This is a genomic window from Saccharothrix sp. DSM 118769 (assembly GCF_052936295.1).
The window spans coordinates 2,540,298-2,565,527 of sequence record NZ_CP193627.1; the positions used below are offsets into that span (position 1 = coordinate 2,540,298).

A 25,230-nucleotide genomic window follows, 5' to 3' on the forward strand; every position below is an offset into this window, starting at 1 on the left:
GTGCGGGTCCTGGTCGTCAACGCGGGCTCGTCGAGCCTGAAGCTGCGGCTGCTCGGCCCCGGTGACGAGGTCGAGCGGACCGCGGACGTGCCGCCGGACGCGTCCCGGCTGGCTGCCGCGCTGGCGGGCTGGCCGGCGCCGGACGCCGTCGGTCACCGCGTCGTGCACGGCGGCACGCGGTTCACCGGGCCGGTCGTGGTGGACGGCGGCGTGCGCGCGGAGCTGGGGGAGCTGACCGCCCTCGCGCCCCTGCACCAGCCGAAGTCGCTGGCGGCCCTGGACGCGGTGGGGGAGCTGCACCCCGACGTGCCCGCCGTGGCGTGCTTCGACACGGCGTTCCACGCCGGCCTCCCCGCCGCCGCGTCGACCTACGCCGTGCCCCGCGAGTGGCGCGAGCGGTACGCGATCCGCCGCTACGGCTTCCACGGCCTGTCGCACGCCCACAGCGCCCGCCGGGTCGCCGAGCGGTTCGGGCCGGGGCTGCGCGTGGTGACGTGCCACCTGGGCGCGGGCGCGTCCCTGGCCGCCGTCGCCGACGGGCGCGGCGTCGACACCACGATGGGCTTCACCCCGCTGGAGGGCCTGGTCATGGCCACCCGGTCGGGCACCGTGGACCCCGGGCTGGTGCTGTGGCTGGAGGAGCACGAGGGGCTGTCGCCGCACGAGGTCGCCAGCGCGCTGGAGGAGCGCTCCGGCCTCACCGCCCTCGCCGGTACCGGCGACCTGCGCGAGATCGACGCCGCCGCGGCCTCGGGCGACCCGGACGCGGCGCTCGCCCTGGACGTCTACGTGCACCGGCTGGTGGCGGGGGTGGCGGCGATGACCGCGTCCCTGGGCGGCCTGGACGCCCTGGTCTTCACCGGCGGGGTGGGCGAGAACTCGGCGACGGTGCGGTGGCGCGCGGCCTCGCGGCTGGCGTTCCTCGGCGTGGTGGTCGACGCGGACCGCAACGCGTCGGTGGGCGGTGGTCCGGTGGGCGGTGGTCCGGTGGGCGGTGACGAGGAGCTGACGGCACCCTCGGCGTCCGCCCGGACCCTCGTGGTCACGGCCCGGGAGGACCTGGAGATCGCGCGCGGGGTGCGCGCGGCCCTGCGGTCCTGAACGCCGGGCGTCGCCGCTCGGCGACTGTGGTGGGCCGGTCGCCGATGCGGCCTTCGCCGGTGGGCGGGTGTCGGAGAGGCTGGTGCCGTCCCCTCCGGTCCCACCACGTGGAGCACGCACCGATGTCTTCAGCGATCGTCGGATCCGTCCGGAAGCACAAGAACACCAAGGTCGTGATCGTTCGCGAGAACGCCGACGGCCTCCTCATCGCTCCGCTCAGCGGGAGCAGGCCGCGGCGCGGCACCCGGCACGTCGAGGCGAGGACCTTCTGGGGCGACTACTGGATCCTGCTCGACCAGGTCGTGCCCGTCTCCGCCGCCGACCTGGACGGCACCTGGTACGGCCCGGAGAGGATCAAGTCGCAGCTGATGGCCGCTGTTCGCCGGGAACTGGACAAGCCGGCCGGCTGAGGGCGCACCGGGCGGCGTGTCGTTCCGCTTTCGGCATAAGGCTTTCCGCCGACGCCCCCCGCTCCGCTACGGTCGGGCCAAGACCTTGGACGGGGGGCGCCCATGGCCGACGACACGTTCATTCCACCGGGCGGTGCGGACCTGTTCCCGCCGCCGATCATCGGGTGGGTCACCAAACCGATGGTCGTGCTCGTGCTGTCGGTGGTGGTGATCGCGGCGTTCTTCCTCGTCGCGACCCGGAACCTCAAGCTCGTGCCGAGCAGGCTCCAGTTCGCCGCCGAGTCGGTGTACGACCTGGGCCGCGACACGATCGCCCGCGAGCAGATCGGCGCGGCCGACTTCCGACCGTTCGTGCCGTTCATCCTGTCGTTGTTCACCTTCGTGCTGGTGAACAACATCTTCGGCATCGTGCCGTTCGTGCAGTTCCCGACCATGGCGCACATCGGGTTCCCGGCGGCCCTGGCGCTGCTGGTGTTCCCGCTCTACCACGTCGTCGGCATCCGGCGGCACGGCCTGCGCGGGTACCTGCGCAACCAGTTCATCATCCCGGACGTGCCGAAACCCGTCCTGTGGGGCCTGCTCATCCCCACCGAGGTGATCCTGAAGTTCTTCTTCGACCCCGTGAACCTGGCGATCCGGGTGTTCGCCGCGATGTTCGCGGGCCACCTGCTGCTGATGGTGTTCACCCTGGGCGGCGAGTACCTGCTCCTCGAAGCCCCACCGCTGCTGAAGCCGCTGTCACTGCTCGGGTTCGCGCCGGCGATCGCGCTCACCGGCCTGGAGGCCCTGATCCAGGTGCTCCAGGCGTACATCTTCGCGACCCTGAGCGCCCACTTCATCGGCCGCGCCCTGGCGACCCACCACTGAGGTGCCGGCACCGGTGTCCCCGCGGGTCGGCCAGTAGGGTCGTCGCCATGTCGGTGGTTCGCTCGTTGGCGCTGTTCGCACTGGCCGCGCTGGCGGAGATCGGTGGGGCCTGGCTGGTGTGGCAGGGGGTCCGCGAGCACCGGGGGTTGTTGTGGATCGGCGCGGGGGTGGTGTCGCTCGGCCTGTACGGGTTCGTGGCGACCCTCCAGCCCGACGCGCACTTCGGGCGCATCCTGGCCGCGTACGGCGGGGTGTTCGTGGCCGGTTCGCTCGCCTGGGCGGTGGCGGTGGACCGGTTCCGGCCGGATCGCTGGGACTACCTGGGCGCGGCGATCTGCCTGGTCGGCGTGGCCGTGATCATGTACGCCCCGCGCGGCTGACGCGGGTGGAGGCGCCCGAGCGGTTGCGGGCGTCGTACCGGCGGGAACCGGGGTTGTCCTGGCTCGCCGCCCTGCCCGGGCCGGTCGCCGCGCAGGTCGAGCGGTGGTCGTCGACGGAGGACGGGCCGCCCGGCAGCGGCACGGCGGGGCTCGTGCCGCCCGTGCGCCCTGGACCTCGACCGGGCGCGGGCGGGCGCTAGCGGGGGTTGGCGCGGGGGCGGAGGCGGCCCGTCGGCATCGGCGGCGCGGGCAGGCGGTCGCCCGGGTAGCCGACGACCTCGCCGAACCGCTCGGTGCCCCGCTGCCACTCCTCGCGGTACGCGACCACCTCGTCGTGGGTGCGGCCCACGAAGTTCCACCACATCACCAGCTCCTCGCCGAACGGCTCGCCGCCCAGCAGGACGACGCGGGCCGGGGCGTCGCCCGGGTTGGCCACGACCAGCGAGCGCGGACCGGGGCCGACGTAGCCCAGGTCGCCGCGCGCGACCGCCGCGCCCGCCACCTCCACCGCGCCCAGGTCGACCAGCACGCCGTGCTCGTGCCCCGGGTCGACGTCGAGCTCCAGCCGCGCGCCCGGCTCCAGGACGAGTTCCGCGCCCAGCAGCGGGGTGAACGTGCGCACGGGGGACGTGCGGCCGAGCAGCGTGCCGAGGAACACCCGCGCCACGGCGCCGGCCACCGCGACCGGCTCGGGCACGTGGTGCTGGAAGTCGCGCGGCGCGTCGCGGTCCGCGTCGGGCAGCGCCACCCACAGCTGGACGCCGTGCAGGACGGTCGTCGTCGGCGTCGACACCTCGGAGTGGCAGATGCCGCGGCCCGCCGTCATCAGGTTCAGCTCGCCCGGCCGCACCAGCGCGTGCACGCCGAGGCTGTCGCGGTGCTCGATCTCGCCGCTGAACAGCCAGCTCGCCGTCTGGAGGCCGGTGTGCGGGTGCGGCGCGACGTCCATGCCGCCGCTGACCGACACGTCGTCGGGCCCGTAGTGGTCGGCGAAGCACCACGCGCCGATCATGGTCCGGGACCGCTGGGGCAGCGTGCGGCGCACGGTCATCGCGCGCGGGCCGCCCAGGGGGACCTCCCGGGCCGGGAGCACCTCGACCCCGCCGGACGTGGTGGTGCACACCAGCGCGGCGGGGTCGGCCTCGACGTTGCTCATGCGGTGGCCACCATGGGACCCATGGTAGGCGTCGTGCGAGGGGGCCTCACAGGGCGCGCCGGTACTCCTCCCACGTCACCTTGGGGACGGCCGGGCCGTCGTCCGCGCCGCGGTTGGCCAGGCCGTTGAGGCCCAGGTAGTAGTCGCCGGCCTGGTGCTGCGCGCCGCTCGACAGGTCCGGGTCGCTGATCGCGATGGCGTGGACGTGATAACCCCAGTCGCCCTGCTCCGGGGTGCGGACCCACGCCGCGAAACCGACCTGCCGCAACGCCCTCGCCACCGCCGTGCGGGTGGTCGCGGTCATGCCGGACACCGAGATGTCGAGCGCGCCGCCGCCGTCGTGCGTGCCGGCCGACCCGCCCACGCCGCCCGGGTTGTACGAGCCCTGCGTGATGCCGAGCGCGCGGCCGAGCAGCCGTTCCGCCTCGACCAGCATGGCCTTCGTGCGCGTGTTCATCGTGGCGCCCCGGTAGGTCACCCGGGACCCGGCGGACACCGACCGCGTCACGGTGTAGGTCGGCCCGACCTCGCCGAGCAGGCGCAACGAGGTGGGGCCGGGGAACCCGGAGGCGTCGATCCCGGTGTAGCCGAGCGACCGCTGGTAGGCCGCGTAGGCGTCGACCGTCCTGGTGCCGAAGTGCCCGTCGGCGTACGTCGGGGCCAGCAGCCCCTTCGCGACCAGCGCCCGTTCGACCAGCAGCACGCCGGCCCCGGCGCCCGGCGTGATCGCCGAGTCCGCCCGCCTCGGGTCGATCTGCGCGGCCTTCAGCACGGCCTCCATGTCGACCGACGCCGCCGCGACCCGTGCGCCCCGTTCGTCCTGTCCTGCCTGTCCGACCTGCTGGGCGGCGTTCGCGGGGGACGCCAGCCCCACCGCGAGCGCCATCGTCAGCACGACCTTCAACGGCCCCGTCGTGAACGACCCCATGCCCACCCCAGTTCGACGTCCGGACGACAACGCGGCCAGTCAAGCGCGAACCCGCCGCCCTTGGCAATGCTTGACAGCATGGCGTGGTAGTTGGTTGGACGTTGACGTAGATCGGGATTGTCGGTGGTCGCCGATACGTTGCCGCCATGAGGTCACAGGACGCCCACCCGAACCACCCGACCACCGGCGAAGCGGTCCCGCACGCGCCGGTCCCGCACGCGCCGGTCCCGCACGCGTCGGTCCCCGAGCCGCGGATCGCCCCCGGGCGGTGCGTGCGGTGGTTCCGCCGGCCCGAGCCCGCGGGGCCGGCGGGCCGCGCGCCGTCGCGCCCGGACCGCGGTCGACGGGGTCCGCGCCGGTGACCGGGAACGGACGGGGGCGTCGTCCGTCCGCTTCGGACCGGAGCTGTCAGTGGGCCCGGATTCCTTGTGCGCCATGAGGTTCACCGGCACACCCCCGCCGACGGTCGCGGGGCGCGCCGTCCCCGGCATCGGGGAGGTGGCCCGCGTCACCACCCCGCTCCACCGCGGCCCGGTGCGCCCGGGGTGCGCGACAGCCACGTCGGCGGCCCGTTCCTGTGGCCCGCCGGCGAACCGCGGTCGACGTGCTCGCCGTCCCGGCCCGGCGGACTCGGCGTTCGCCCCGCGGCCGTGCGTGCTCGTGCCGTGCGAGGTGGTCCAGCACCCGAGCCCGCGCGAGGTGCCGGAGGCCGTCGTCGATCCCGGTGACGTCACGGACGAGGTCGCCAACGGGTGGCAGACCGACGTCCAGGCGACGAAGGTCGGCGGCTGGGCGTTCTGGTGGCAGACGTCACCCGACATCGTCCACCTGGGCTGAACGCCTTCACGTGCTCGGCGGACCCCACCCACGCGCTGACGACGCACGTGGACCGGGCGGGCGCTCGTCCGGCGTTTTGTCGGTCCCGTCCGGACACTGGAGGGGTGAACGCCGAGACCCTCCCGCTCCTGCGGCCCACCCGCATCTACGTCGAGCCCGCCGCCGCCGAACTGCCGCGCGGCCGGGCCGTGCTGGAGCGCTTCCCGGACGCGGAACGGGTCGAGGTGGCGAGCCACTGGCAGATCCCCGAGCTGCACGGTGACGAGGCCAACGTGCGCCGGTGGGTGCGGATCAAGCGGGAGGCGCTGGTCCTGGGCGTGAAGAAGTCCCTGTCGGCGCGGCCCAACGGCCGGTCGGCGCACTTCATCGCCCCCTCCACCGCCAACGGCTGCGCGATGGCCTGCGCCTACTGCTACGTGCCCCGCCGCAAGGGCTACTCCAACCCGATCACGGTGTTCGCCAACATCGAGCAGATCACCGGCTACCTGGCCCGGCACGTGCGGCGGCAGGGGCCGATGACCACGCCGGACCAGGTCGACGACGCGGCGTGGGTCTACGACATCGGCGAGAACTCGGACTGCTCCGTCGACGCGCTGGTCAGCGACAACGTGCGCGACCTGGTCGAGCTGTTCCGCGACCTGCCGACCGCCAAGGCGTCCTTCGCCACCAAGCACGTCAACCGCGACCTGCTCACCTGGGACCCGCGCGGGCGGACCCGGGTGCGGTTCTCGCTCATGCCCGAGCGCACCGCGAAGCTGCTCGACATCCGCACCAGCCCGGTGGCCGAGCGGCTGGCCGCCCTGGACGACTTCGCCGCCGCCGGGTACGAGGTGCACGTCAACCTCAGCCCGGTCGTCGTCCACGACGGCTGGCTGGAGGACTGGCGCGAGCTGCTGGTGTCCCTGGGCGACGCGACCAGCCCGGCCACCCGCGACCGCCTGGCGGCCGAGGTCATCATGCTCACGCACAACCGGGCGCTGCACGAGGTCAACCTGGGCTGGCACCCGAAGGCCGAGGAGCTGCTGTGGCGGCCCGACCTCCAGGAGGCCAAGCGCAGCGAGGGCGGCGGCGTCAACGTCCGCTACCGCGCGGGCCTCAAGCGCCGCCTGCTGGACGACTTCCTCGCCGTGGTGGCCGAGCACGCCCCCTACCTGCGCGTCCGGTACGCCTTCTAGCGGCCCGGCGCCGGGCCGGTCGAGTCGCGGACCACCAGGGTGGTCGACAGCTCCAGGTGCAGCGCCTCGGGACGCTGGCCGTCCAGGACCCGCATGAGCTGGGTCACCGCGATGCGCCCCATCTCGCGCAGCGGCTGGCGGACCGTGGTCAGGGCGGGGCGGGTGGCGCGGCTGAGGTCGATGTCGTCGAAACCGGCGACCGACAGGTCCTCCGGCACCCGCAGCCCGCGGTCCAGGGCTGCGTGCAGGGCGCCCACGGCCAGCTTGTCGTTGAAGCAGACGATCGCGGTCGGCCGGGTGGGGCCGTCGAGCAGCTCGCCCGCCGCGCGCAGGCCCTCCGCGGCGGTCGGCTCCACGTGGTGGACGCGGTGCGGGGCGGGCAGCACGCCGACCCTGGCGAGCGCGGCGTGGTGGCCCGCCGTGCGCGCGTCGCCCGCCAGCCACTCCTCCGGGCCGGCGATGACGCCGATGTCCCGGTGCCCGAGGTCGACCAGGTGGGCGGCCAGGGCGCGGGCGCCGGAGAAGTGCGCGGCCGACACGGCGGCGACGTCCGGCGGCGGGGGCGTGCGGGGGTCGACCACGACGAACGGGAAACCCGTCCGCGCCAGCGCCACCAGCTCGTCGCCGTCCTCGGGCGGCAGGACCAGGACGGCCGCGCCCACGCCCGGTTCATCCGGCAGGCCGGGCAGCACGGCGTCGTGCTGGGACGCCTCGCCCGCGTCGAGCAGCACGCGGCAGCCGTGCAGGCGCAGCGCCTCGGCGACGGCCGACACGATCAGGCCGAAGTAGTCGGTCAGCTCGTACGGGCACCGCACGGCGACCGTGCGCGGGCCGACCTCGCGGGACTTGCGGCGCTCGACGGCCCGGAGCACCAGCTCACGGGTCCGCGGCGACACGTTGGCGTGGTCGTTGAGCACGCGGGACACCGTGGCGATCGAGACGCCGGTCTCCGCGGCGATGTCGCGGACCCTGGTGCGCCGCCGGTCGGTCTCCACGCCCTCACCCTACGCGTGACCTGCCTCTTGACGTCGAACCGGGCAACCGTGTTCCATCCCGGAACAACGTGTTTCACCCTGATTGATCACGTGTTACACACCGAGGTGGGTGGCTATGGGAACAACCGTGCGCGGGGTCGCGGCGGTCGCGCTGACGATTGCGCTGGCGATCACGCCGACCGCGACCGGAGCGGCGTCCGGGGCCGCGACCGGGACCGCGACCGCGACCGGGGCGCAGTCCGGCCAGGCGGGCGTGGCCGGCGTGGCGGATCGGGCGGCCGGGGCGGACCGGGCAGGGCAGGCGGACCGGGAGGGCGGTGAGCGCGGGGTGGCGGCGCGGGTGTGGGTGACCACGCCGGACCGCGCCGAGCTGCTCGCCGAACGCCCGCGCGTCCCGTTCGGCACGACGCCGTCCACCCACCCGACGATCGTGGTCGACCCGGACCGGACGTACCAGGCCGTGGACGGCTTCGGCGCGTCCATCACCGACTCGTCCGCCGCCGTGCTGCACGGCCTCGCGCCCGACGTGCGGGCCGGGACGATGCGCAAGCTGTTCGACCCGGTGCACGGCATCGGCGTGAGCTTCCTGCGCCAGCCGGTCGGCTCCTCGGACTTCACCGCCGAGGCCGAGCACTACACCTACGACGACGTGCCGCCCGGCGAGACGGACTTCGGGCTGCGCCGCTTCAGCGTCGACCGCGACCGGGCGGTGGTCCTGCCGCTGCTGCGCGAGGCCAAGCGCCTCAACCCGGCGCTCAAGGTCATGGCGACCCCGTGGAGCCCGCCCGCGTGGATGAAGACCACCGACTCGCTCGTCGGCGGCCGGCTCAAGGACGACCCGCGCGTCTACGACGCCTACGCCCGGTACCTGGTGAAGTTCGTCCAGGCGTACACCGCGGCCGGCGTGCCGATCGACTTCCTGTCCGTGCAGAACGAGCCGCAGAACCGCACGCCCGACGCCTACCCCGGCACGGACATGCCCGTCGCGCAGCAGCTCGAGGTGATCGAGGCGCTGGGGCCCAAGCTCAGGCTCGCCAGCCCGCGCACGAAGATCCTGGCCTACGACCACAACTGGGCCACCCATCCGAACGACGCCGCGACCACCCCACCCGGCTCCGACCCGGAGACCGACTACCCGTACCAGGTGCTGGGCAGCCGGGCCGCGCGCTGGGTCGCCGGCACCGCGTACCACTGCTACTACGGTGACCCGAGCGCCCAGACCGCGCTGCACGACGCGTTCCCGGACAAGGGCATCTGGTTCACCGAGTGCTCCGGCTCGAAGGGCGAGACCGACCCGCCCGCCAAGGTCTTCCGCGACACGCTCACCTGGCACGCCCGCAACGTCGTGCTCGGCACCACCCGCAACTGGGCGCGCAGCGCGGTCAACTGGAACATCGCCCTGGACAGCACGGGCGGCCCGCACAACGGCGGCTGCGCCACCTGCACCGGCCTGGTCACGGTCCAGCCGGACGGCAGCGTCACCACCGACGCCGAGTACTACACGATCGGCCACCTGTCGAAGTTCGTGAAGCCCGGCGCGAAGCGCGTCGCGAGCACGTCGTTCGGCACCACCGGCTGGAACGGGCAGGTCATGGACGTGGCCTTCCGCAACCCCGACGGCTCCACCGCCCTGGTCGTGCACAACCAGAACGACGACCCGCGCACGTTCGCGGTCAACGTCGGCGACCGCACGTTCGAGCACACCCTGCCCGGCGGCGCGCTGGCGACCTTCACCTGGCCGCGCAGCCCCGCGCTCACGGGCCGGTACGACCCCGTGCCGCTGGACGGCGCCACCGCCACCGCGTCGACCGGCGCGGACGCCCGCCTCGCGGTGGACGACGACGCCTCGACCCGCTGGAGCACCGGCGCCGCGCAGGTCCCGGGCCAGTACCTCCAGGTGGACCTGGGGGAGCGGGAGAGGTTCCGCCGGGTGGCGATCGACAGCGGCGGCAACCTCGGCGACTACGCGCGCGGCTACGAGCTGTCGGTCAGCGACGACGGCACGAGGTGGCGCACCCTGGCCACCGGGACCGGCGTCGGGCAGCTGACGACCGCGGACGTGCCGACCACCCGGGCCCGGTACCTGCGCGTCACCGCGACCGCCGCGTCCGGCAGCTGGTGGAGCGTCGCGGACGTCCGGCTGTACCGCTGACCCGACACCGCCGATCCGACACCGCCGATCCGGTACCACCGACCCGGTACCACCGACCCGGTACCGGGCGCTGTCGGGCGATCACCGCGCGCGGTGTGCCAGGCTGGTCCGGTGGCTGACGTGCGGATCGTGCACCTGAGCGGGCCGGTGTTCCGCGCCCTCGTGGACGGCGACCTGGAGGCGGCCAACGCGCTGAGCCCCGTGCCGCTGACGCCGCCCTTCGCGGGCGAGGAGTGGCGGGGCGTGTGGCGGATGCGCCTGGCCCAGGCCGAGGACGACCCGACCTCCGCCGACTGGACCACCGGCGTGATCTGGGACGAGGAGCTGCGCATCCCCGTCGGGCGGGCCGGGTACCACGGCCCGCCCGACTCGGCGGGGATGGTGGAGATCGGCTACGCCGTCGCGCCGGAGCACCGCCGCCGCGGCTACGCGCGCGCCGCCCTCGAAGCCCTGCTGCGGCGGGCCGCCGACGAACCGCTGGTGCGCACCGTCCGGGTGACCATCAGCCCGGACAACGAGCCGTCCTACCGGCTCGCGTCCCAGTACGGGTTCGTCGAGGTCGGCGAGCAGTGGGACGAGGAGGACGGCCTGGAGGTCGTCTACGAACGACCCGCGGCCGGTGCGGGGGCCGTCCGGGGGGACTAGGTTCCGACCCATGACCCAGACCCCGGAGACCCGGACCCCGGAGCAGACGCCGGACATCAAGCCCCGCAGCCGCGACGTCACCGACGGCCTGGAGCGCACCGCCGCCCGGGGGATGCTCCGGGCCGTCGGCATGGGCGACGAGGACTGGGGCAAGCCCCAGATCGGCGTCGCCTCGTCGTGGAACGAGATCACCCCGTGCAACCTGCCGCTCGACCGGCTGGCGAAGGCGAGCAAGGACGGCGTGCACGCGGCGGGCGGCTACCCGCTGGAGTTCGGCACGATCTCGGTGTCCGACGGCATCTCCATGGGCCACGAGGGGATGCACTTCTCCCTGGTGTCGCGGGAGGTCATCGCGGACAGCGTGGAGACGGTCGTGCAGGCCGAGCGGCTGGACGGCACGGTGCTGCTGGCCGGCTGCGACAAGTCGCTGCCCGGGATGCTGATGGCCGCCGCCCGGCTCGACCTGGCGAGCGTGTTCCTCTACGCGGGCTCGATCCTGCCCGGCCGGGTGACGCTGTCGGACGGCACCGACCGCGAGGTGACGATCATCGACGCGTTCGAGGCGGTCGGCGCGTGCTCGCGGGGACTGATGAGCCGCGAGGACGTCGACCGGATCGAACGCGCCATCTGCCCCGGCGAGGGCGCGTGCGGCGGCATGTACACGGCGAACACGATGGCGAGCGCGGCCGAGGCGCTGGGCATGTCCCTGCCCGGCAGCGCCGCCCCGCCCGCGACCGACCGGCGGCGCGACGGGTTCGCCCGGCGCTCCGGCCAGGCCGTCGTCGGGATGCTGCGCCGGGGGATCACCGCCCGCGACGTCATGACGCGCGAGGCGTTCGAGAACGCCATCGCCGTGGTGATGGCGTTCGGCGGCTCCACCAACGCGGTCCTGCACCTGCTGGCCATCGCGCACGAGGCCGAGGTGGAGCTGTCGCTGGCGGACTTCACCCGGATCGGCGCGAAGGTGCCGCACCTGGCCGACGTCAAGCCGTTCGGGCGGCACGTGATGACCGACGTGGACCGCATCGGCGGCGTGCCCGTGGTGATGAAGGCGCTGCTGGACGCGGGCCTGCTGCACGGCGACTGCCTGACCGTCACCGGGCGCACGGTCGCCGAGAACCTCGCCGAGCTGGACCCGCCGGGCCTCGACGGCACCGTGCTGCGCGCCCTGTCGTCCCCGATCCACCGCACCGGCGGCATCACGGTCCTGCACGGGTCGCTCGCGCCGGAGGGCGCGGTGGTGAAGTCCGCCGGGTTCGACTCGGACGTGTTCACCGGCACCGCGCGGGTCTTCGACCGGGAGCGCCCCGCGATGGACGCCCTGGAGGACGGCACGATCGCCGCGGGCGACGTCGTGGTCATCCGCTACGAGGGCCCCAAGGGCGGTCCGGGGATGCGCGAGATGCTCGCCATCACCGCGGCGATCAAGGGCGCGGGGCTGGGCAAGGACGTCCTGCTGCTCACCGACGGCCGGTTCTCCGGCGGCACGACCGGCCTGTGCGTCGGCCACGTCGCCCCGGAGGCCACCGACGGCGGCCCGATCGCGCTGGTCCGCGACGGCGACCGGATCACCCTGAACGTCGCCGAGGGCACCCTGGACCTGCACGTGGACGAGGCCGAGCTGGCCGTCCGCCGGCAGGACTGGACCCCGCCCCCGCCCCGCTACCCGCGCGGTGTGCTGGCGAAGTACGCGAAGCTGGTCGGCTCGGCGTCGCGCGGGGCCGTCTGCGACTGACCCGCGACCGGCGGTGGCGGCCCACCCGGACCGCCACCACCCGGGCCGCCACCGCCGGGGACGTCACCAGAGGTCGGAGGTGATGATCTCCGTCATCCGGTCGAGCGTCAGCGGGGGAGCGGCGGCGAGCAGCGCGCCGCGGCCCTTGGGGTCCTCCACGTTGCTGACGTGGAAGACGACCTGGAGGCCGTCGGCGCGCGAGAGGGCGGCCACGTGGGTCACCCCCCCGGGGTGCACGTCCAGCGCGACCCGCTGGGTGATCAGCGAGGAGCCGTCGGGCAGGTCGCGGCGGACGCAGTCGGACCCCGGGATGCCGTCGCACGAGGCCACGCCGCGGTTGGTGGGGTACACGACCAGGTCGTACCCGCCGCTGACACCGGCCGCGGTCAGCGTGCCGCGGATCGACGCGCCCACCTGCTTCCCCGGTGACGCGGGCGTGGACGACGTCCCGGAGCTGGGGGTCCCGGAACTGGGCACCCCGGAGCTGGGGGTCCCGGAGCTGGGGGTCCCGGAGGCGGGCACCCCGGAACTCGGCACCCCGGAGGCGGGCGTCCCGGAGGCGGGGGTGCCGGCGTCGGACGACCCGGGGGCGGGGATGGCGGGGAGGTCGATCACCACCAGGCCGGGCCCGCCGTCGGTCACGGTGAACGTCGCCGAGTCGCCCAGGACGGCCCGGAACCGCTCGGCCAGCGCGGCCGGCGTGTCCGGCGGCGTCGGCGGCGCGGACGTGGCGGGCGCGGACGAGGTCGGCGACGTGGTCGGCGGTCCCGCGACCTGCGTGCCGGCGGGCTGCTCCGGCACGAGCAGGGAGATCCCGGCCGCCGCGCCGGCGACCGCGACGACCGCGACGGCGGCCAGCACCAACCGGGGCGCGGTGCCCGACCTCGCGGGTCGGGGGCGTTCGAAGGGGCGTTCGGCGGTCACGGCGTCCGCCCGCCGCTCCAGCTCGCCGAACGCGTCGCGCAGGACGCGCAGGTCGCTCATCTCGTCTCCTGGTAGGTGGCGTGGGCGGGGTGGTCGGCGGTCAGGTCGATGCGCAGGGTGGCGAGCGCCCGGGAGATCTGGCTGCGCACCGTCGACACCCGGCAGCCCAGCTCCGCGGCGATGTCCGCGTCGGGCAGGTCGGCGTAGTAGCGCAGCACGACGGCCGCGCGCTGCTTGCGGGGCAGGCCCGCGAGGCGCCGGATCATCGCGTCCCGCTCGGCGCGCTCGTCGGCGCCGTCGCCCACCGGCCGCGCCTCGGGCTCGACGTCGGCCCGGGGGGCGGCGCGGCCCAACCTCCGTCGCCAGGACAGGTACTCGTTGACGACCATCCGCCGCACGTAGGCGTGCGGCTGGTCCGTCCGCGAGATCCGGTCCCAGCGCTCGAACGCCCTGGCGAGCACGTCGCTCACCAGGTCCTCGGCCAGCCAGGGCTCACAGGTCAGCACCGTGGCGAACCGCATCAGCGCCGGACGTCGTCCGGCCACGTACTCACCGAACTCCACGGGCACGCTCCCGTCCAGCGACTCGTCTCGTGATCACACCCCTCAACGGTCGGGCCGGCCGATCCGCTGCACGCCGCGCGGCGGAAAGTCGCGGGGATCACCCCCGCAGGGCCGCCCGGCACGAGTTGAGCGAGTCGCGCAGGGTCCGCCGGGCGGGTTCGTCCAGGCCCGCCACCATGCGCTCCTCCAGCGCGGCGACGGCGGGCGCGACCTCGGCCAGCGCGGCCCGGCCCGGCGCGGTCAGGTCGATCAGCCGCCTGCGCCCGTGGTCCGGGTCGGGGCGGCGGCTGATCAGGCCCCGGCTCTCCAGCGCGGTGATGATGTCGGCCATGGCCTGCGGCGTGACGAAGCTGTTGCGGGCCAGGTCGGCGGTGGTCATGCCCTCGCGGCGCTCCAGCACGGTCAGCGCGGTGTAGGTGGACGTGGTGAGGCCGTGCGGGCGCAGCACCTCGTCGAGGTTGGCCCGCACCGCGAGCTCCACCTGCTTCACGGCGTAGAGCAGCGAGGGTTCCACCGGCACATCCTCCATGATGACAGGTTTCCTGTTACCGTCGGCCGCATGACGCTCCCACCCACGTTGCAGGTGGAGGACCGCGGCGAGGTCGCCGTGCTGCGCCTGGCGCGCGCGGCCAAGCGCAACGCGCTCGACGACGCCACCGTGCGCGGGCTCGGCGAGTTCTTCGCCGACCCGCCCGCGGGCGTCCGCGCGGTCGTGCTCGACGCCGAGGGCGACCACTTCTCCGCCGGGCTCGACCTGGGCGGCCTCACCGGCGTCGACGCGTTCGCCGGCGTGGCGCACTCCCGCGCGTGGCACCGGGCGTTCGAGCGGGTCGAGCGGGGCACCGTGCCGGTGGTGGCGGTGCTGCGCGGGGCCGTCATCGGCGGCGGCCTCGAACTGGCCTGCGCCGCGCACGTCCGGGTCGCCGAGCCCTCCGCGTTCTACGCCCTGCCCGAGGGGCAGCGGGGCCTGTTCACCGGCGGCGGCGCGGCGGTGCGCCTGCCCCGGCTGATCGGCGTGGCGCGGATGGCGGACCTGATGCTCACCGGCCGCGTCCTGGACGCCGCCGAGGGGCACGCCCTGGGCCTGTCCCAGTACCTCGTGGGCGAGGGGGAGGGCCTGGCGCACGCGCTCGGGCTGGCCGCGACGATCGCCAAGACCTCGCCGATCACCACGTTCGCCGTGCTCCAGGCCCTGCCCCGGATCGCCGAGGCCGCGCCGGACCAGGGCTACCTGCTGGAGGCGCTGATGGCCGCGGTCGCCTCCAGCAGCGACGAGGCCCAGCGGCGGATGACCGAGTTCCTGACCGGACGCGGACCGAAGGTGGACCCGTCATGACCCCCGAGCTGCTGTGGACGCCGCCCCCGGACGTCCGCGAGACCACCCGCATCGGCCGCTTCGCCGCCTGGGTGGAGCGGGAGCGCGGACTGCGCTTCGCCGACTACACCGAGCTGCACCGCTGGTCCGTCACGGACCTCGACGGCTTCTGGTCCGCCGTCGTGGAGCACTTCGGCATCACGTTCACCACGCCGCCGCGCGCCGTGCTGGGCCGCCGGGAGATGCCCGGCGCGGAGTGGTTCCCCGGCGCGGAGCTGAACTACGCGTGGCACGCCCTGCGCCACCCCCTCGGCGACGAGGTGGCCGTCGTCGCGCACTCCCAGACCCGGCCGCCGGTCGAGCTGACCTGGGCGGAGCTGCGCGACCAGGTGGCCCGCGCCCGCGCCGGCCTCGTGCGGCTGGGCGTCGGCCGGGGTGACCGCGTGGTCGCCTTCGCGCCCAACGCGCCCGAGACGCTCGTCGCCTTCCTGGCCACCGCGAGCCTCGGCGCGGTGTGGGCGTCCTGCGCGCCGGAGTTCGGGGCGCGCAGCCTCGTGGACCGGTTCGCGCAGGTCGAGCCGGCCGTGCTGCTCGCCGTGCCGGGGTACGTCCACGGCGACCGGCACGTGGACCGCCGGGACACCGTGGCCGAGCTCCGCGCCGGCTTACCGGGCCTGCGGCACGTCGTGGAGATCCCCTACGGCGGCGGCTCGCTGCCCGACGCGGTCGGCTGGGACGAGCTGCTCGCCCGGCCCGGCCCCCTCGACTTCGAGCCCGTCCCGTTCGACCACCCGCTCTACGTGCTGTTCTCCTCCGGCACCACCGGCAAGCCCAAGGCGATCGTGCACGGCCACGGCGGCATCACCGTCGAGCACACCAAGAACCACGCCCTGTCCTGGGACCTCGGCCCCGGCGACCGCATCCAGTGGTTCTCCACCACCGCGTGGATGATGTGGAACCTCTCCGTGTCCTGCCTGCTGGTCGGCGCGTCGGTGGTGCTGGTCGACGGCAACCCCGTGCACCCCGACCCCGGGTGGCAGTGGCGGCTGGCCGACGAGACCGGCGTGACCACCCTGGGCGCCTCGCCGGGCTGGCTGATGGCGTGCCGGGCGAAGGGCCTGCGGCCGGGGGAGCTGGGGCTGCGGCGGCTGCGGCAGATCGGCGTGGCGGGCAGCCCGCTGCCCGCCGAGGGCTACCACTGGGTGCGCGGCCAGTTCGGCGACCGCGTGCTGCTCAACAACGGCAGCGGCGGCACCGACGTCTGCACCGCCCTGGTGCAGGGCAGCGCGTGGCAGCCGGTGTGGGCGGGGGAGATCTCCGGTCCCGCGCTGGGCATGGCCTGCGCCGCGTTCGACGTGCACGGCGGACCGGTCGTCGGCGAACTGGGCGAACTGGTCGTCACCGAACCCGCGCCGAGCATGCCGGTGGCGTTCTGGGGCGACGCCGAGCCGACCGACCCCGCGTCCCGCTACCACCGCGCGTACTTCGACGCCTACCCCGGCGTGTGGCGGCACGGCGACTGGGTGCGCTTCCGCGACGGGGGCGGCTGCGTCATCACCGGGCGCAGCGACGCCACCCTCAACCGCGGCGGCGTCCGGCTCGGCACCGCCGAGTTCTACGCGGTGGTCGAGGAGCTGCCGGAGGTGGAGGACAGCCTCGTCGTGCACCTGGAGGACCAGTCGGGCGGCAGCGGGGAGCTGCTGCTGTTCCTGCAACTCGCGGCCGGCGCGGAGCTGGACGACGCGCTGCGCGCCCGGGTCGTCGGGGCGCTGCGCTCGGCGCTGTCGCCCCGGCACGTGCCCGACCGGATCACCGCCGTGCCCGCGGTGCCCCGCAACCGCACGGGCAAGAAACTGGAGCTGCCGGTGAAGAAGATCCTGCGCGGCGCGGCGGTGGACGACGTCGCCGGCCGCGACGTGCTGGCCGACCCGACCTCGTTGGACGCGTTCGAGGGGTGGCGGCCGTGAACACCGGGACGGGTGCCGGGACGGACGACGCCGGGGTGGGTGCCGCCGGGATGGACGTCGCCGGGATGGACGCCGCCGGGATGGACGTCGAGGGGCTCGACGCGGTCGACTTCCACGTGCACGTGGAGCAGGACGCGCACGGGTGCTTCGCGCTCGACCGCGAACTCCTCGACGCCTCCGCGAAGTACTTCAAGGCCGACCAGGACCGCACGCCCACCGTGGAGGCCATCGCGGCGCACTACCGCGCGCGCCGCACCGCCGCCGTCGTCTTCACCGTCGACGCCGGCACCGCGCTCGGCCACCCGGCGCTGTCCAGCGAGGAGATCGCCGACGCCGCCGCCGCGCACGCCGACGTGCTGATCCCGTTCGGTTCGGTCGACCCGCACGACGCCGGCGCGGTGCGGCGCACCCGGTCGCTGGTCCGCGACCACGGCGTGCGCGGCTTCAAGTTCCACCCGAGCCTCCAGGCGTTCGAGCCGAACGACCGCGCCTTCTACCCGCTGTACGAGGCGATCACCGAGGCCGGCGTGCCCGCGCTGTTCCACACCGGGCAGACCGGCATCGGCGCGGGACTGCCCGGCGGGCGCGGCGTCAAGCTGCGCTACAGCGACCCGATGCTGCTCGACGACGTGGCCGCCGACTTCCCGGAGCTGACCGTCGTGCTCGCGCACCCCTCGGTGCCGTGGCAGGACGCCGCCATCTCCATCGCGACGCACAAGGCCAACGTCCACATCGACCTGTCCGGCTGGTCGCCGAAGTACTTCCCGCCGCAGCTGGTGCGCGCGGTCAACGGGCTGCTCAGGCACAAGGTGCTGTTCGGGTCCGACTACCCGGTCATCACGCCGGACCGGTGGCGCGCCGACTTCGCCGAGCTGGACGTCAAGCCCGAGGTCCGCCCGCTGGTGCTCAAGGACAACGCCGTCCGCCTGCTCGGCCTGGGGGGAACCCGGTGACGCACCCCGCCCTGGAGCTCGTCGCCCGCCTGCGGGTGCTGGTCGGCGAGCCGATCGACGCCGGACCCGTCCCCGGCGGCCGGCGGCGCGTCATCCCCATCACCGGCGGCAGCGCCGACGGTCCGCTGATCACCGGCGAGGTCCTGCCGATCGGCGCGGACTGGAGCCTGGTCCGCGCCGACGGCGTGCCCACCGTGACCGCGAAGTACCTGGTGCGCACCGAGGACGGCACGGTCCTGACCGTCACCAACAGCGGCACGATCAGCGTCGACGGCGGCGTGCCGCGCGGCCTCACCACCCCGCGCGTCGAGGCACCGGCCGGTCCGCACGCCTGGCTCAACGACGCCGTCCTGGTCGGCACGCTCGACCTCCTCCTCGACGGCGGGCGACCGGTCGGCGTCGCGCTCGCGTTCCACCGCGCGGTGCGCGGCTAGCGTTCGGGGCCGAGCCCCGCCCGGAGCCGGCCGAGCCACTCGACGCCCAGCCGCCGCCCGTCCGGGAACCGGTCGTGCCGGTCCCAGCGCCACGTCGTGACCATCGCGAGCACCAGGCGCCGGTACTCGCGCAGCAGGTCCCGGTCGACGCCCGGGTAGTGCTCGCCGACCTCCTCGGGCGCGTGGGCGAGGTCGAACTCGACCGGCCCGCGGCAGCACGTCTCGAAGTCCACGAACAGCGGTCCGCGCGCCGCGGCGAGCACGTTGTCGGGGTGCGGCTCGCCGTGCAGCAGTTGCTCGGCCCCGCCGCTCGCCCGGCGCGGGTCCCGCAGCGCGCCGGCGAGCAGGTCCCGGTCCGCGCCGGCCAGGCCCGGGGTGCGGTCGCGGTCCGCCACGAGCCGCCGGGCCTGCTCGACCCGGTCCGTGAAGTGCGGGACGGGGAGGTCGAGCGCGCGCAGGCCGGCGTGCAGCCGCCCGAGCGCGTCGGCGTAGTCGGCCGGCGGGACCGGGGACGGCGTCGCGGGCCCGTAATAGGTCCACAGCGTGACCACGAACCCGTCGTGCTCGTGGACGCCGGGGTCGGCGAGCGCGGCCACCGGGCTCCCCGAGGCGGCGAGCCGCCGGGCGAGCTCGACCTCGGTCCGCGCGACCTGCTCCGCCTCGGGCGCGACCCGGGCCACGACGTCGCACGGCAGCAGCCGCAGGGTGAGCTTGTCGGAGTCCTGGAGGACGGTGGTGTCGTCCACCGCCAAGCCGACCGACGCCGCGACCGACGTGGCCGCGGCCACCGCGCGCCGGAACTCCGGGGTCCGCACCGTCGCCGGGTCCCCCTCCTCGCGCCGCCGTGCCCTCGCCGGCGCGACCCTACCAAGGCGCTAGCAGGTGTACTCGTGGCGGCGGCGCAGCATCGCCGCCACCATCGCCGGGACCATCAGCGCGTGCCCCGCCGTCATCAGGGCCGCCCCGGACAGCGCGCCGGCCCAGTGGAACGGCAGCAGGACCAGGAACGGCGCGTACATCGCGGCGCACATCCCGACCACGCCGGGCCACGCGTGCCGCCGCACGCGCATCCACACCGCCATCCCGACCGACATGTCCGTGGCCATCACCAGCACGTGCGCGGTGGGCACCTCCTCCAGGCCCGGCCAGGCGAACGACCAGACCGGCCCCAGCACGACCATGCCCACCAGCATGGCCGCCACCATCTCCAGCAGGTGCCGGGTGAAGCGCAGCGCACCCCTCGAACGCTGCGCTCCCCCGGCGGTCTCCCGGTCTGCCCCTGCACCGCGGTTCGTCATGGGGGAATGGTCGTCGCGGAGGAGCGCGCGGTCAGGTGCCGAAGGTCATGCGCGGGGTCACGTGACCCCGGCCGGGGCAGGCCGGGCCGGGGCGGGTTCAGGGCGGGCCGGGTTCAGAGCAGGCCGAGGTCGCGCGCCCGCAGCGCCGCCTGGGTGCGGTCGCGCACCCGGAGCTTGGCCAGCACGCCGGTGACGAGGTTCTTCACCGTGCCCTCGGCCAGGAACAGGGTCCCGGCGATCTCGCGGTTGCTGCGGCCGGCGGCGAGCAGCCGCACCACCTCCAGCTCGCGGCGCGACAGCGGCGACGCGCGCGGCGGGGCGTCCTCCTCCGGCAGCCGGGCGATCCGGGCCACCAGCTTGGTCGCGACCGACGGGTGCAGCGCGGACTCGCCGCGCCGGGCCGCGACCAGCGCCTCCACCAGCCGGGCCGACGAGACGTCCTTGAGCAGGTAGCCGACCGCGCCCGCGCGCAGCGCCGCGAACACGTCCGCGTCGTCGTCGAACGTGGTCAGCGCCAGCACCCGCACGCCGGGCTGCTCGACCCGCAGCCGGTCGGTGGCCGCGATCCCGTCCAGCACGGGCATCCGCAGGTCCATCAGCACCACGTCCGGGCGCAGCTCGGCGCACCGCCGCACGGCCTGCTCGCCGTCACCGGCCTCGCCGACCACCTCGATGCCCGGCTGGACCTCCAGCAGCGTCGCCAGGGCCTCGCGGAACAGGGCCTGGTCGTCGGCGATCAGCACGCGGACGGGGCCGGACCGGTCCCCGCCGGTCACCCGGTCGCTCACCCCGGCACCTCCACGGTCAGCGTCAGGCCGCGCCCGGCGGCCGAGTCGACGGACACCCGCCCGCCCAGGTCCGCCACCCGCTCGCGCACCCCGACCAGGCCGAACCCGGGGCCGTCCGGGTCACCGCCGCGCCCGTCGTCGCGCACCTCCAGCCGGACCAGGTCGCCGCGCCCGTAGTCGAGCACGACGGTCGCGGCCGTCGCGCCGGCGTGCTTGCGGACGTTGGTCAGACCCTCCTGGGCGGCCCGGAACAGCGACTCCTCGACCTCGACGCGCACCTCGCGCGCCGTGCCGCGCACCTCCAGCCCGGTCGGCACGCCCGCCTCGCGGGTCGCGTCCGCCAGCGACCGCAGCGCGTCCACCAGCGGCGCGGACCGGGGTTCGCGCAGCGCGGCGACGGACCGGCGCACCTCCGCCAGCGCCGCCCGCGACTGGTCCTGGGCCTTCTCCAGCATCGCGTCCAGGCGGTCCGGGTCGGCGGTGCCGATCACCGCGCGCGCCGCCTGGAGCAGCATCTGCACCACGGTCAGGTGGTGGCCCAGGCCGTCGTGGATGTCGCGCGCCACCCGGTTGCGCTCCTGGGTGGTCGCCAGCTGCTCGGCCTGCGCCGCGTACCCGCGCAACCGCTCGTGCGCCGCCGCCAGCTCCGCCCTGGACCGCTGCTCGCGCAGCAGCAGCTCGGTGATGACGAGGGCGAACGCGCACGCGGCGAACGTGCCGAGCCCTTCGCGCAGCCCGTCCCGCCACTCCATCGGCGCGTGCACCAGCGGCACCGCCACCACCACCGCGACGGCGGCGGGCAGCGGCAGCAGCAGCCTGCTCTGCGAGACCAGCACCACCAGCAGCAGGATGCCCCCGATCGTCGCGCCGGACAGCGCGAACACCAGGAAGCCCAGCGGCAGCTGGACGGCGGTGTAGGCGACCGCGAGCGCCCGGCCACCGCCGCGCACCCGGTGGAACCCGGCGGTGGCCAGCACGACGTAGACCAGGCCGAGGACCAGGGTGGGCACGAGGTACGTCCGGTACTCGCCCGAGCCGCCCAGCGGCAGCGTCGCGTACGCCACGACGGCCAGGATGCTCAGCGCCCACTGCACGCGCCCACTGTGCTGGAGGCCGAACGGCGTGGTCAACCGGGTGCGGGACGGCCATGATGCGAGGTGGTCGGGAGGCGGTCGCGGGCGTGGCGGCCACGGGGCGAGCGGCCGGGCGCGCGGTCCGGCGGGAACGGGTTGGCGGTGGCGGACGACGCGCGGCGCGTGGTGAGCGGGGAGCAGGTCGTGCACGGCGCCTGCGAGTTCTTCCTGCGGCACGGCGAGGTCGACATGGACGGGGTGGCGAGGAGCCTCGCCATCAGCCGGGCGACGCTCTACCGCGTCGTGCACAGCCGTGACGGGCTGCTCGGCGACGTGCTGTGGCGGCTCGGCGAGAGGGTCCTCGACCGGGCCAGGCGACGGCGGCGCACCTCCGGCGTGGAGGGCGTCCTGGAGGTCACCCGGCACTTCGTGGACCGGCTGCGGGTGGCGGGGCCGTTCCGGGACTTCCTGCGCGACGAGCCGGAGACGGCCGCGCGCGTGCTGTTCACCGGCACCGGCGCGGTGCACCGGCGGGCGGTGTCGGCGCAGCGGGAGATCCTGCTGGAGGTGCCGGGGGACTGGCGCCCGGCCGGGCTCGACCAGGTCGCGTTCCTGTACGTGCGCATCGTGGAGTCCGCGCTCTACGCCGAGCTGCTCGGCGGCCGGCCGCTGGACCCGGACCTGACCGAACGGGCGGCCCGCAGCGTGCTGCTGCCGCGCTGACCGCCGGGTGCCGGGAACGCCGGGCGGCGGGTGCTGAGACCGCCGTCTCACGATCGCCGCGGGCGCTGGTGGGTCCTGTGACGGCCCGGTTACGTTCGGGCACGACCATCCCCCACAGTCGAGGGAGTCGGTATGCGGTTCTCGCCGCGCGGCCTCGTCCCGCTCGTGATCGCCCTCGGGGCGCTGCTCCCGGCCGCCCAGGCGGTGGCCGCACCACCGGACCGGCCGCCGAGCCTCGTCGGCCCCCTGCCCGGGGCGGTGCCGGGCGACCGGCTCGCCGAGCGGGTCGAGGACACCTACCCGTTCTTCTCCACGCCCGCCGACCTCGCCGCCGCCGGGTACGTCGAGCAGGAGTTCCACCTCTCCGGCGTCGCGGACGGCTACGCGGTCGACGGCACGCGGGTCGCCACCGGCGTGCCGTACACGACCCGCGTCGTCGTGCGGCGGCCCGCGCACGCCCGGCACTTCAGCGGCACCGCGCTGGTCGAGTGGCAGAACGTCACCGCCGGGTACGACCTGGACGCGCTGTGGCACGCCGAGTCGGTGCTGCGGGCCGGTCACGCCTGGGTCGGCGTGTCGGCGCAGCGCGTCGGCGTGGACCAGCTGCGCGGGTGGAGCCCGGCCCGCTACGGCGACCTGGACGTGACCGGCGGCGGCCGGTTCACCGCCGACGAGCTGTCCTACGACGTCTTCACCCAGGCCGGTCGCGCCGTCGCCGGGGACCGGCTGCTCGGCCCCCTGCGCGCCCGGACGCTGCTGGCCGTCGGCGCGTCGCAGTCCGCGGGGCGGATGGCGGTGCTCTACGACCGCGTCCTGCCCCGGCAGCGGCCGGTGTTCGACGGCTACGCGTTCGTCGTCGGCCCGGCGCCCACCCGGGTCGGCGCGGAACCCGTCTTCCAGGTGCTGTCCGAGACCGACGTGCCCAGTGCGCGCCGGCCCGCCGACACCGACCTGTTCCGCCGCTGGGAGGTGGCGGGCGGCGCGCACTCCGGGCACCAGGGGCAGGTCTACCGCGAGCCGATCTCCGAGCGCGACCTCGGCGGTGCGCCCTCGTACGCCTGCGACCGGCCGCCGTTCAGCCGGGTCCCGGTCCACCACGTCACCGCGGCGGCCTACGAGCACCTGCGGCGCTGGGCGGAGCACGGCACGCCGCCGCCCGCGGCCCGGCCGCTGGAGTTCGAGGCGGACGGCGTCACCAAGAAGCGCGACGCGCTCGGCCTGGCGCTCGGTGGCGTCCGGCTGTCCCAGGTCGTCGCGCCGACCGCGCTGAACACCGGCGACAACTCCGGCGAGACGTTCTGCCGGCTGTTCGGCACGCACGTCCCGTTCGACCGGGCCACCCTGGACCGGCTCTACCCCGACCACGCGGGCTACGTGCGGCGGGTGGTGGCCGCCGACGCCGACGCCGTCCGCGCCGGTCACCTGCTGCCCGCCGACGCGAAGCAGAACCTGCGCGACGCCCTGGCCGGGTGGTCGCGGTGAGGGCGCTGCTGATCGCGCTGGCCCTGGCGCTGACCGCGCCCGCGGCGCCGGCCCAGGCCGACCCGCTCACCCCGGTGGTGTTCGTGCACGGCCAGCAGGGTTCGGCGCAGCAGTGGCAGTCCAACGCCAAGCGGTTCTCCTCCAACGGCTACCCGGACCGGCTGCTGCACGCCTTCGAGTACGACACGGGCATCCCCACCAACGACCACGCCGTCGCCGGGCTGGAGACCTTCCTCGCCGACGTCCGGGCGCGCACCGGTTCGTCCACCGTGGACGTCGTCGCGCACTCGCGCGGCACGACCGTCCTGCACGCCTACCTGGCCGACCCGGCACGCGCCTCGGGCGTGCGCCGGTACGTCAACGTCGACGGGCGCTCGGCCGCCGCGCCGCCCGGCGGCGTGCCGACCCTGGCGCTGTGGGGCAGCCTGCAACCCACCGGGTCCATCGGCGGCGCGACCAACGTGTACCTGACCACGTTGGGGCACACCGAGACCACCACGTCCGCCGACGGGTTCGCCCACGTGCACCGCTTCCTGCGCGGTCGGCCCGCCGCCACGACGCTCGTGCTGCCGCAGCTCCCGACGGCGGTCTCGGTCGCCGGCCGCGCCACGTTCTTCCCGCAGAACGACGGCGCGGCGGGCCTGCTGACCGTCTGGGAGCTGGACCCGGCGACCGGCGCCCGCCGGGGCGTCCCGCGCCACGCCGTGCGCACCGCCGCCGACGGCTCGTTCGGCCCGCTGCGCGTGCACGGGGCCAGGCACCACGAGTTCGAGCTGGTCCGCGACGGCGAACTCGTCCACCACTTCTACGTCGAGCCGTTCGAGCGCTCCGACCGCTTCCTGCGGTTGCAGGTCTCCCGCCCCGGCGGGATCGGCGACCAGGTCGACCGGTGCCCCGCGCACACCGCGCTCACCGTCGTCCGCCAGCGCGAGTGGTGGGCCGACCAGCAGCCGGCGGACACCGACCGCCTGGAGCTCAACGGGGTCGACGTCCTCGCCCCCGCCGTCGCGCCGCGCCTGCGCCAGGTCCTCGCGGCGTTCGCGTTCGACGACGGGTGCGACCTGACCTCGACGCCCGGGGTCGTGCTGCCCCCGTTCGGCGGCCTGCCGTTCCTCACCGCGATCGACGCCTACCTGCCCGCCTCGGGCAGCGTCCGCGTCACCCAGGTCGCGCGCGGCACGGGAGGCCGGTCGCGCACGATCGCGGTGCCGGCCTGGCCCTCGGACGCGCACGCGGTGACCGTGCAGTTCAAGGACTACCTGGACGTGCGCTGACGCGGGTCCCGTCCGACCGGGTCGGTGTGCGGCCACCGACCCGGTCCCCGCCGCG

General features: G+C 75.2%; 27 protein-coding genes. 17 read left to right on the plus strand and 10 right to left on the minus strand.

Annotation, left to right across the window (positions count from 1 at the left end; translation table 11 throughout):
• From ACRAKJ_RS11800 to ACRAKJ_RS11820, 5 genes are all read left to right on the plus strand, one after another.
• Entirely contained in the window at positions 1 to 1,101 is a 1,101-nt protein-coding gene (locus tag ACRAKJ_RS11800; protein WP_438922156.1) for an acetate/propionate family kinase, read from the plus strand.
• Between the two features lie 173 nt (positions 1,102 to 1,274).
• The gene (locus ACRAKJ_RS11805) at positions 1,275 to 1,511 is read left to right on the plus strand and encodes a hypothetical protein (RefSeq protein ID WP_438922155.1); all 237 of its coding nucleotides are present in this window, start codon (positions 1,275 to 1,277) and stop codon (positions 1,509 to 1,511) included.
• A gap of 102 nt (positions 1,512 to 1,613) precedes the next feature.
• A complete protein-coding gene (atpB, locus tag ACRAKJ_RS11810) occupies positions 1,614 to 2,378 on the plus strand; it encodes a F0F1 ATP synthase subunit A (RefSeq protein ID WP_438922154.1) in 765 nt (254 codons plus the stop codon).
• 47 nt (positions 2,379 to 2,425) lie between these two features.
• Positions 2,426 to 2,758 (plus strand): YnfA family protein, encoded by a 333-nt coding sequence (locus ACRAKJ_RS11815; RefSeq protein WP_438922153.1) that lies wholly within the window; start codon positions 2,426 to 2,428, stop codon positions 2,756 to 2,758.
• Positions 2,759 to 2,763: 5 nt separating this feature from the next.
• Complete coding sequence (locus ACRAKJ_RS11820; protein ID WP_438922152.1) at positions 2,764 to 2,958, plus strand: hypothetical protein; 195 nt, start codon at positions 2,764 to 2,766, stop codon at positions 2,956 to 2,958.
• Here ACRAKJ_RS11820 and ACRAKJ_RS11825 read toward each other — a convergent pair.
• Positions 2,955 to 3,914 carry a pirin family protein gene (locus ACRAKJ_RS11825; RefSeq protein ID WP_438922151.1) on the minus strand — a complete coding sequence of 320 codons (960 nt, stop codon included), beginning with the start codon at positions 3,912 to 3,914 and terminating at the stop codon, positions 2,955 to 2,957. The genes ACRAKJ_RS11820 and ACRAKJ_RS11825 overlap by 4 nt on opposite strands.
• A gap of 46 nt (positions 3,915 to 3,960) precedes the next feature.
• Positions 3,961 to 4,842 carry a peptidoglycan-binding domain-containing protein gene (locus ACRAKJ_RS11830; RefSeq protein WP_438922150.1) on the minus strand — a complete coding sequence of 294 codons (882 nt, stop codon included), beginning with the start codon at positions 4,840 to 4,842 and terminating at the stop codon, positions 3,961 to 3,963.
• A gap of 435 nt (positions 4,843 to 5,277) precedes the next feature.
• Here ACRAKJ_RS11830 and ACRAKJ_RS11835 point away from each other — a divergent pair, with 435 nt between their 5' ends.
• Together ACRAKJ_RS11835 and ACRAKJ_RS11840 are read left to right on the plus strand one after the other, a co-directional pair.
• Complete coding sequence (locus ACRAKJ_RS11835; RefSeq protein WP_438922149.1) at positions 5,278 to 5,679, plus strand: hypothetical protein; 402 nt, start codon at positions 5,278 to 5,280, stop codon at positions 5,677 to 5,679.
• 104 nt (positions 5,680 to 5,783) lie between these two features.
• Positions 5,784 to 6,854, plus strand: a complete 1,071-nt coding sequence (locus ACRAKJ_RS11840; protein WP_438922148.1) for a spore photoproduct lyase family protein — start codon at positions 5,784 to 5,786, stop codon at positions 6,852 to 6,854.
• On the opposite strand, the gene ACRAKJ_RS11845 is transcribed toward ACRAKJ_RS11840, so the two are convergent.
• Positions 6,851 to 7,849 (minus strand): substrate-binding domain-containing protein, encoded by a 999-nt coding sequence (locus tag ACRAKJ_RS11845; protein WP_438922147.1) that lies wholly within the window; start codon positions 7,847 to 7,849, stop codon positions 6,851 to 6,853. The genes ACRAKJ_RS11840 and ACRAKJ_RS11845 overlap by 4 nt on opposite strands.
• Before the next feature lie 115 nt (positions 7,850 to 7,964).
• On the opposite strand from ACRAKJ_RS11845, the gene ACRAKJ_RS11850 reads away from it, so the two are divergent.
• From ACRAKJ_RS11850 to ilvD, 3 genes are all read left to right on the plus strand, one after another.
• Positions 7,965 to 10,001, plus strand: coding sequence for a discoidin domain-containing protein (locus tag ACRAKJ_RS11850; protein WP_438922146.1), 2,037 nt, complete (start codon positions 7,965 to 7,967; stop codon positions 9,999 to 10,001).
• 111 nt (positions 10,002 to 10,112) lie between these two features.
• On the plus strand, positions 10,113 to 10,646 hold the full coding sequence (locus tag ACRAKJ_RS11855) for a GNAT family N-acetyltransferase (protein WP_447008932.1): 534 nt from the start codon (positions 10,113 to 10,115) through the stop codon (positions 10,644 to 10,646).
• A 10-nt stretch (positions 10,647 to 10,656) separates the two neighbouring features.
• Entirely contained in the window at positions 10,657 to 12,381 is a 1,725-nt protein-coding gene (gene ilvD / locus ACRAKJ_RS11860; RefSeq protein ID WP_438923584.1) for a dihydroxy-acid dehydratase, read from the plus strand.
• Between the two features lie 63 nt (positions 12,382 to 12,444).
• On the opposite strand, the gene ACRAKJ_RS11865 is transcribed toward ilvD, so the two are convergent.
• The 3 genes from ACRAKJ_RS11865 to ACRAKJ_RS11875 form a co-directional block, all read right to left on the minus strand.
• Complete coding sequence (locus ACRAKJ_RS11865; RefSeq protein WP_438923585.1) at positions 12,445 to 13,365, minus strand: hypothetical protein; 921 nt, start codon at positions 13,363 to 13,365, stop codon at positions 12,445 to 12,447.
• A complete protein-coding gene (locus ACRAKJ_RS11870) occupies positions 13,362 to 13,874 on the minus strand; it encodes a SigE family RNA polymerase sigma factor (RefSeq protein ID WP_438923586.1) in 513 nt (170 codons plus the stop codon). The genes ACRAKJ_RS11865 and ACRAKJ_RS11870 overlap by 4 nt, the downstream gene beginning before the upstream one ends.
• Before the next feature lie 91 nt (positions 13,875 to 13,965).
• The gene (locus ACRAKJ_RS11875) at positions 13,966 to 14,397 is read right to left on the minus strand and encodes a MarR family transcriptional regulator (RefSeq protein WP_438923587.1); all 432 of its coding nucleotides are present in this window, start codon (positions 14,395 to 14,397) and stop codon (positions 13,966 to 13,968) included.
• Positions 14,398 to 14,427: 30 nt separating this feature from the next.
• Between ACRAKJ_RS11875 and ACRAKJ_RS11880 the strand changes: the two genes are divergently transcribed.
• The 4 genes from ACRAKJ_RS11880 (at position 14,428) to ACRAKJ_RS11895 (ending at position 18,537) form a co-directional block, all read left to right on the plus strand.
• Positions 14,428 to 15,204: a crotonase/enoyl-CoA hydratase family protein gene (locus ACRAKJ_RS11880; protein WP_438923588.1), complete on the plus strand. Its 777-nt coding sequence runs from the start codon at positions 14,428 to 14,430 to the stop codon at positions 15,202 to 15,204.
• Positions 15,201 to 17,150 (plus strand): acetoacetate--CoA ligase, encoded by a 1,950-nt coding sequence (locus tag ACRAKJ_RS11885; protein WP_438923589.1) that lies wholly within the window; start codon positions 15,201 to 15,203, stop codon positions 17,148 to 17,150. The genes ACRAKJ_RS11880 and ACRAKJ_RS11885 overlap by 4 nt, the downstream gene beginning before the upstream one ends.
• 80 nt (positions 17,151 to 17,230) lie before the next feature.
• Positions 17,231 to 18,103: a 4-hydroxyphenyl-beta-ketoacyl-CoA hydrolase gene (couO, locus tag ACRAKJ_RS11890; RefSeq protein ID WP_438923613.1), complete on the plus strand. Its 873-nt coding sequence runs from the start codon at positions 17,231 to 17,233 to the stop codon at positions 18,101 to 18,103.
• Positions 18,100 to 18,537, plus strand: coding sequence for a DUF3237 domain-containing protein (locus ACRAKJ_RS11895; protein WP_438923590.1), 438 nt, complete (start codon positions 18,100 to 18,102; stop codon positions 18,535 to 18,537). The genes couO and ACRAKJ_RS11895 overlap by 4 nt, the downstream gene beginning before the upstream one ends.
• On the opposite strand, the gene ACRAKJ_RS11900 is transcribed toward ACRAKJ_RS11895, so the two are convergent.
• The 4 genes from ACRAKJ_RS11900 to ACRAKJ_RS11915 form a co-directional block, all read right to left on the minus strand.
• The gene (locus ACRAKJ_RS11900; RefSeq protein WP_438923591.1) at positions 18,534 to 19,352 is read right to left on the minus strand and encodes a phosphotransferase; all 819 of its coding nucleotides are present in this window, start codon (positions 19,350 to 19,352) and stop codon (positions 18,534 to 18,536) included. The genes ACRAKJ_RS11895 and ACRAKJ_RS11900 overlap by 4 nt on opposite strands.
• A gap of 60 nt (positions 19,353 to 19,412) precedes the next feature.
• The gene (locus ACRAKJ_RS11905; RefSeq protein WP_438923592.1) at positions 19,413 to 19,835 is read right to left on the minus strand and encodes a hypothetical protein; all 423 of its coding nucleotides are present in this window, start codon (positions 19,833 to 19,835) and stop codon (positions 19,413 to 19,415) included.
• A 113-nt stretch (positions 19,836 to 19,948) separates the two neighbouring features.
• Positions 19,949 to 20,623 (minus strand): response regulator, encoded by a 675-nt coding sequence (locus tag ACRAKJ_RS11910; protein ID WP_438923593.1) that lies wholly within the window; start codon positions 20,621 to 20,623, stop codon positions 19,949 to 19,951.
• A complete protein-coding gene (locus tag ACRAKJ_RS11915) occupies positions 20,620 to 21,717 on the minus strand; it encodes a histidine kinase (RefSeq protein ID WP_438923594.1) in 1,098 nt (365 codons plus the stop codon). Before ACRAKJ_RS11915 ends, ACRAKJ_RS11910 begins: the two co-directional genes overlap by 4 nt.
• A 141-nt stretch (positions 21,718 to 21,858) precedes the next feature.
• Here ACRAKJ_RS11915 and ACRAKJ_RS11920 point away from each other — a divergent pair, with 141 nt between their 5' ends.
• From ACRAKJ_RS11920 to ACRAKJ_RS11930, 3 genes are all read left to right on the plus strand, one after another.
• The gene (locus ACRAKJ_RS11920; RefSeq protein ID WP_438923595.1) at positions 21,859 to 22,419 is read left to right on the plus strand and encodes a QsdR family transcriptional regulator; all 561 of its coding nucleotides are present in this window, start codon (positions 21,859 to 21,861) and stop codon (positions 22,417 to 22,419) included.
• Between the two features lie 132 nt (positions 22,420 to 22,551).
• Positions 22,552 to 23,901: an alpha/beta hydrolase domain-containing protein gene (locus tag ACRAKJ_RS11925; RefSeq protein ID WP_438923596.1), complete on the plus strand. Its 1,350-nt coding sequence runs from the start codon at positions 22,552 to 22,554 to the stop codon at positions 23,899 to 23,901.
• Complete coding sequence (locus tag ACRAKJ_RS11930) at positions 23,898 to 25,175, plus strand: hypothetical protein (RefSeq protein ID WP_438923597.1); 1,278 nt, start codon at positions 23,898 to 23,900, stop codon at positions 25,173 to 25,175. The genes ACRAKJ_RS11925 and ACRAKJ_RS11930 overlap by 4 nt, the downstream gene beginning before the upstream one ends.
• Positions 25,176 to 25,230 lie beyond the last annotated feature (55 nt).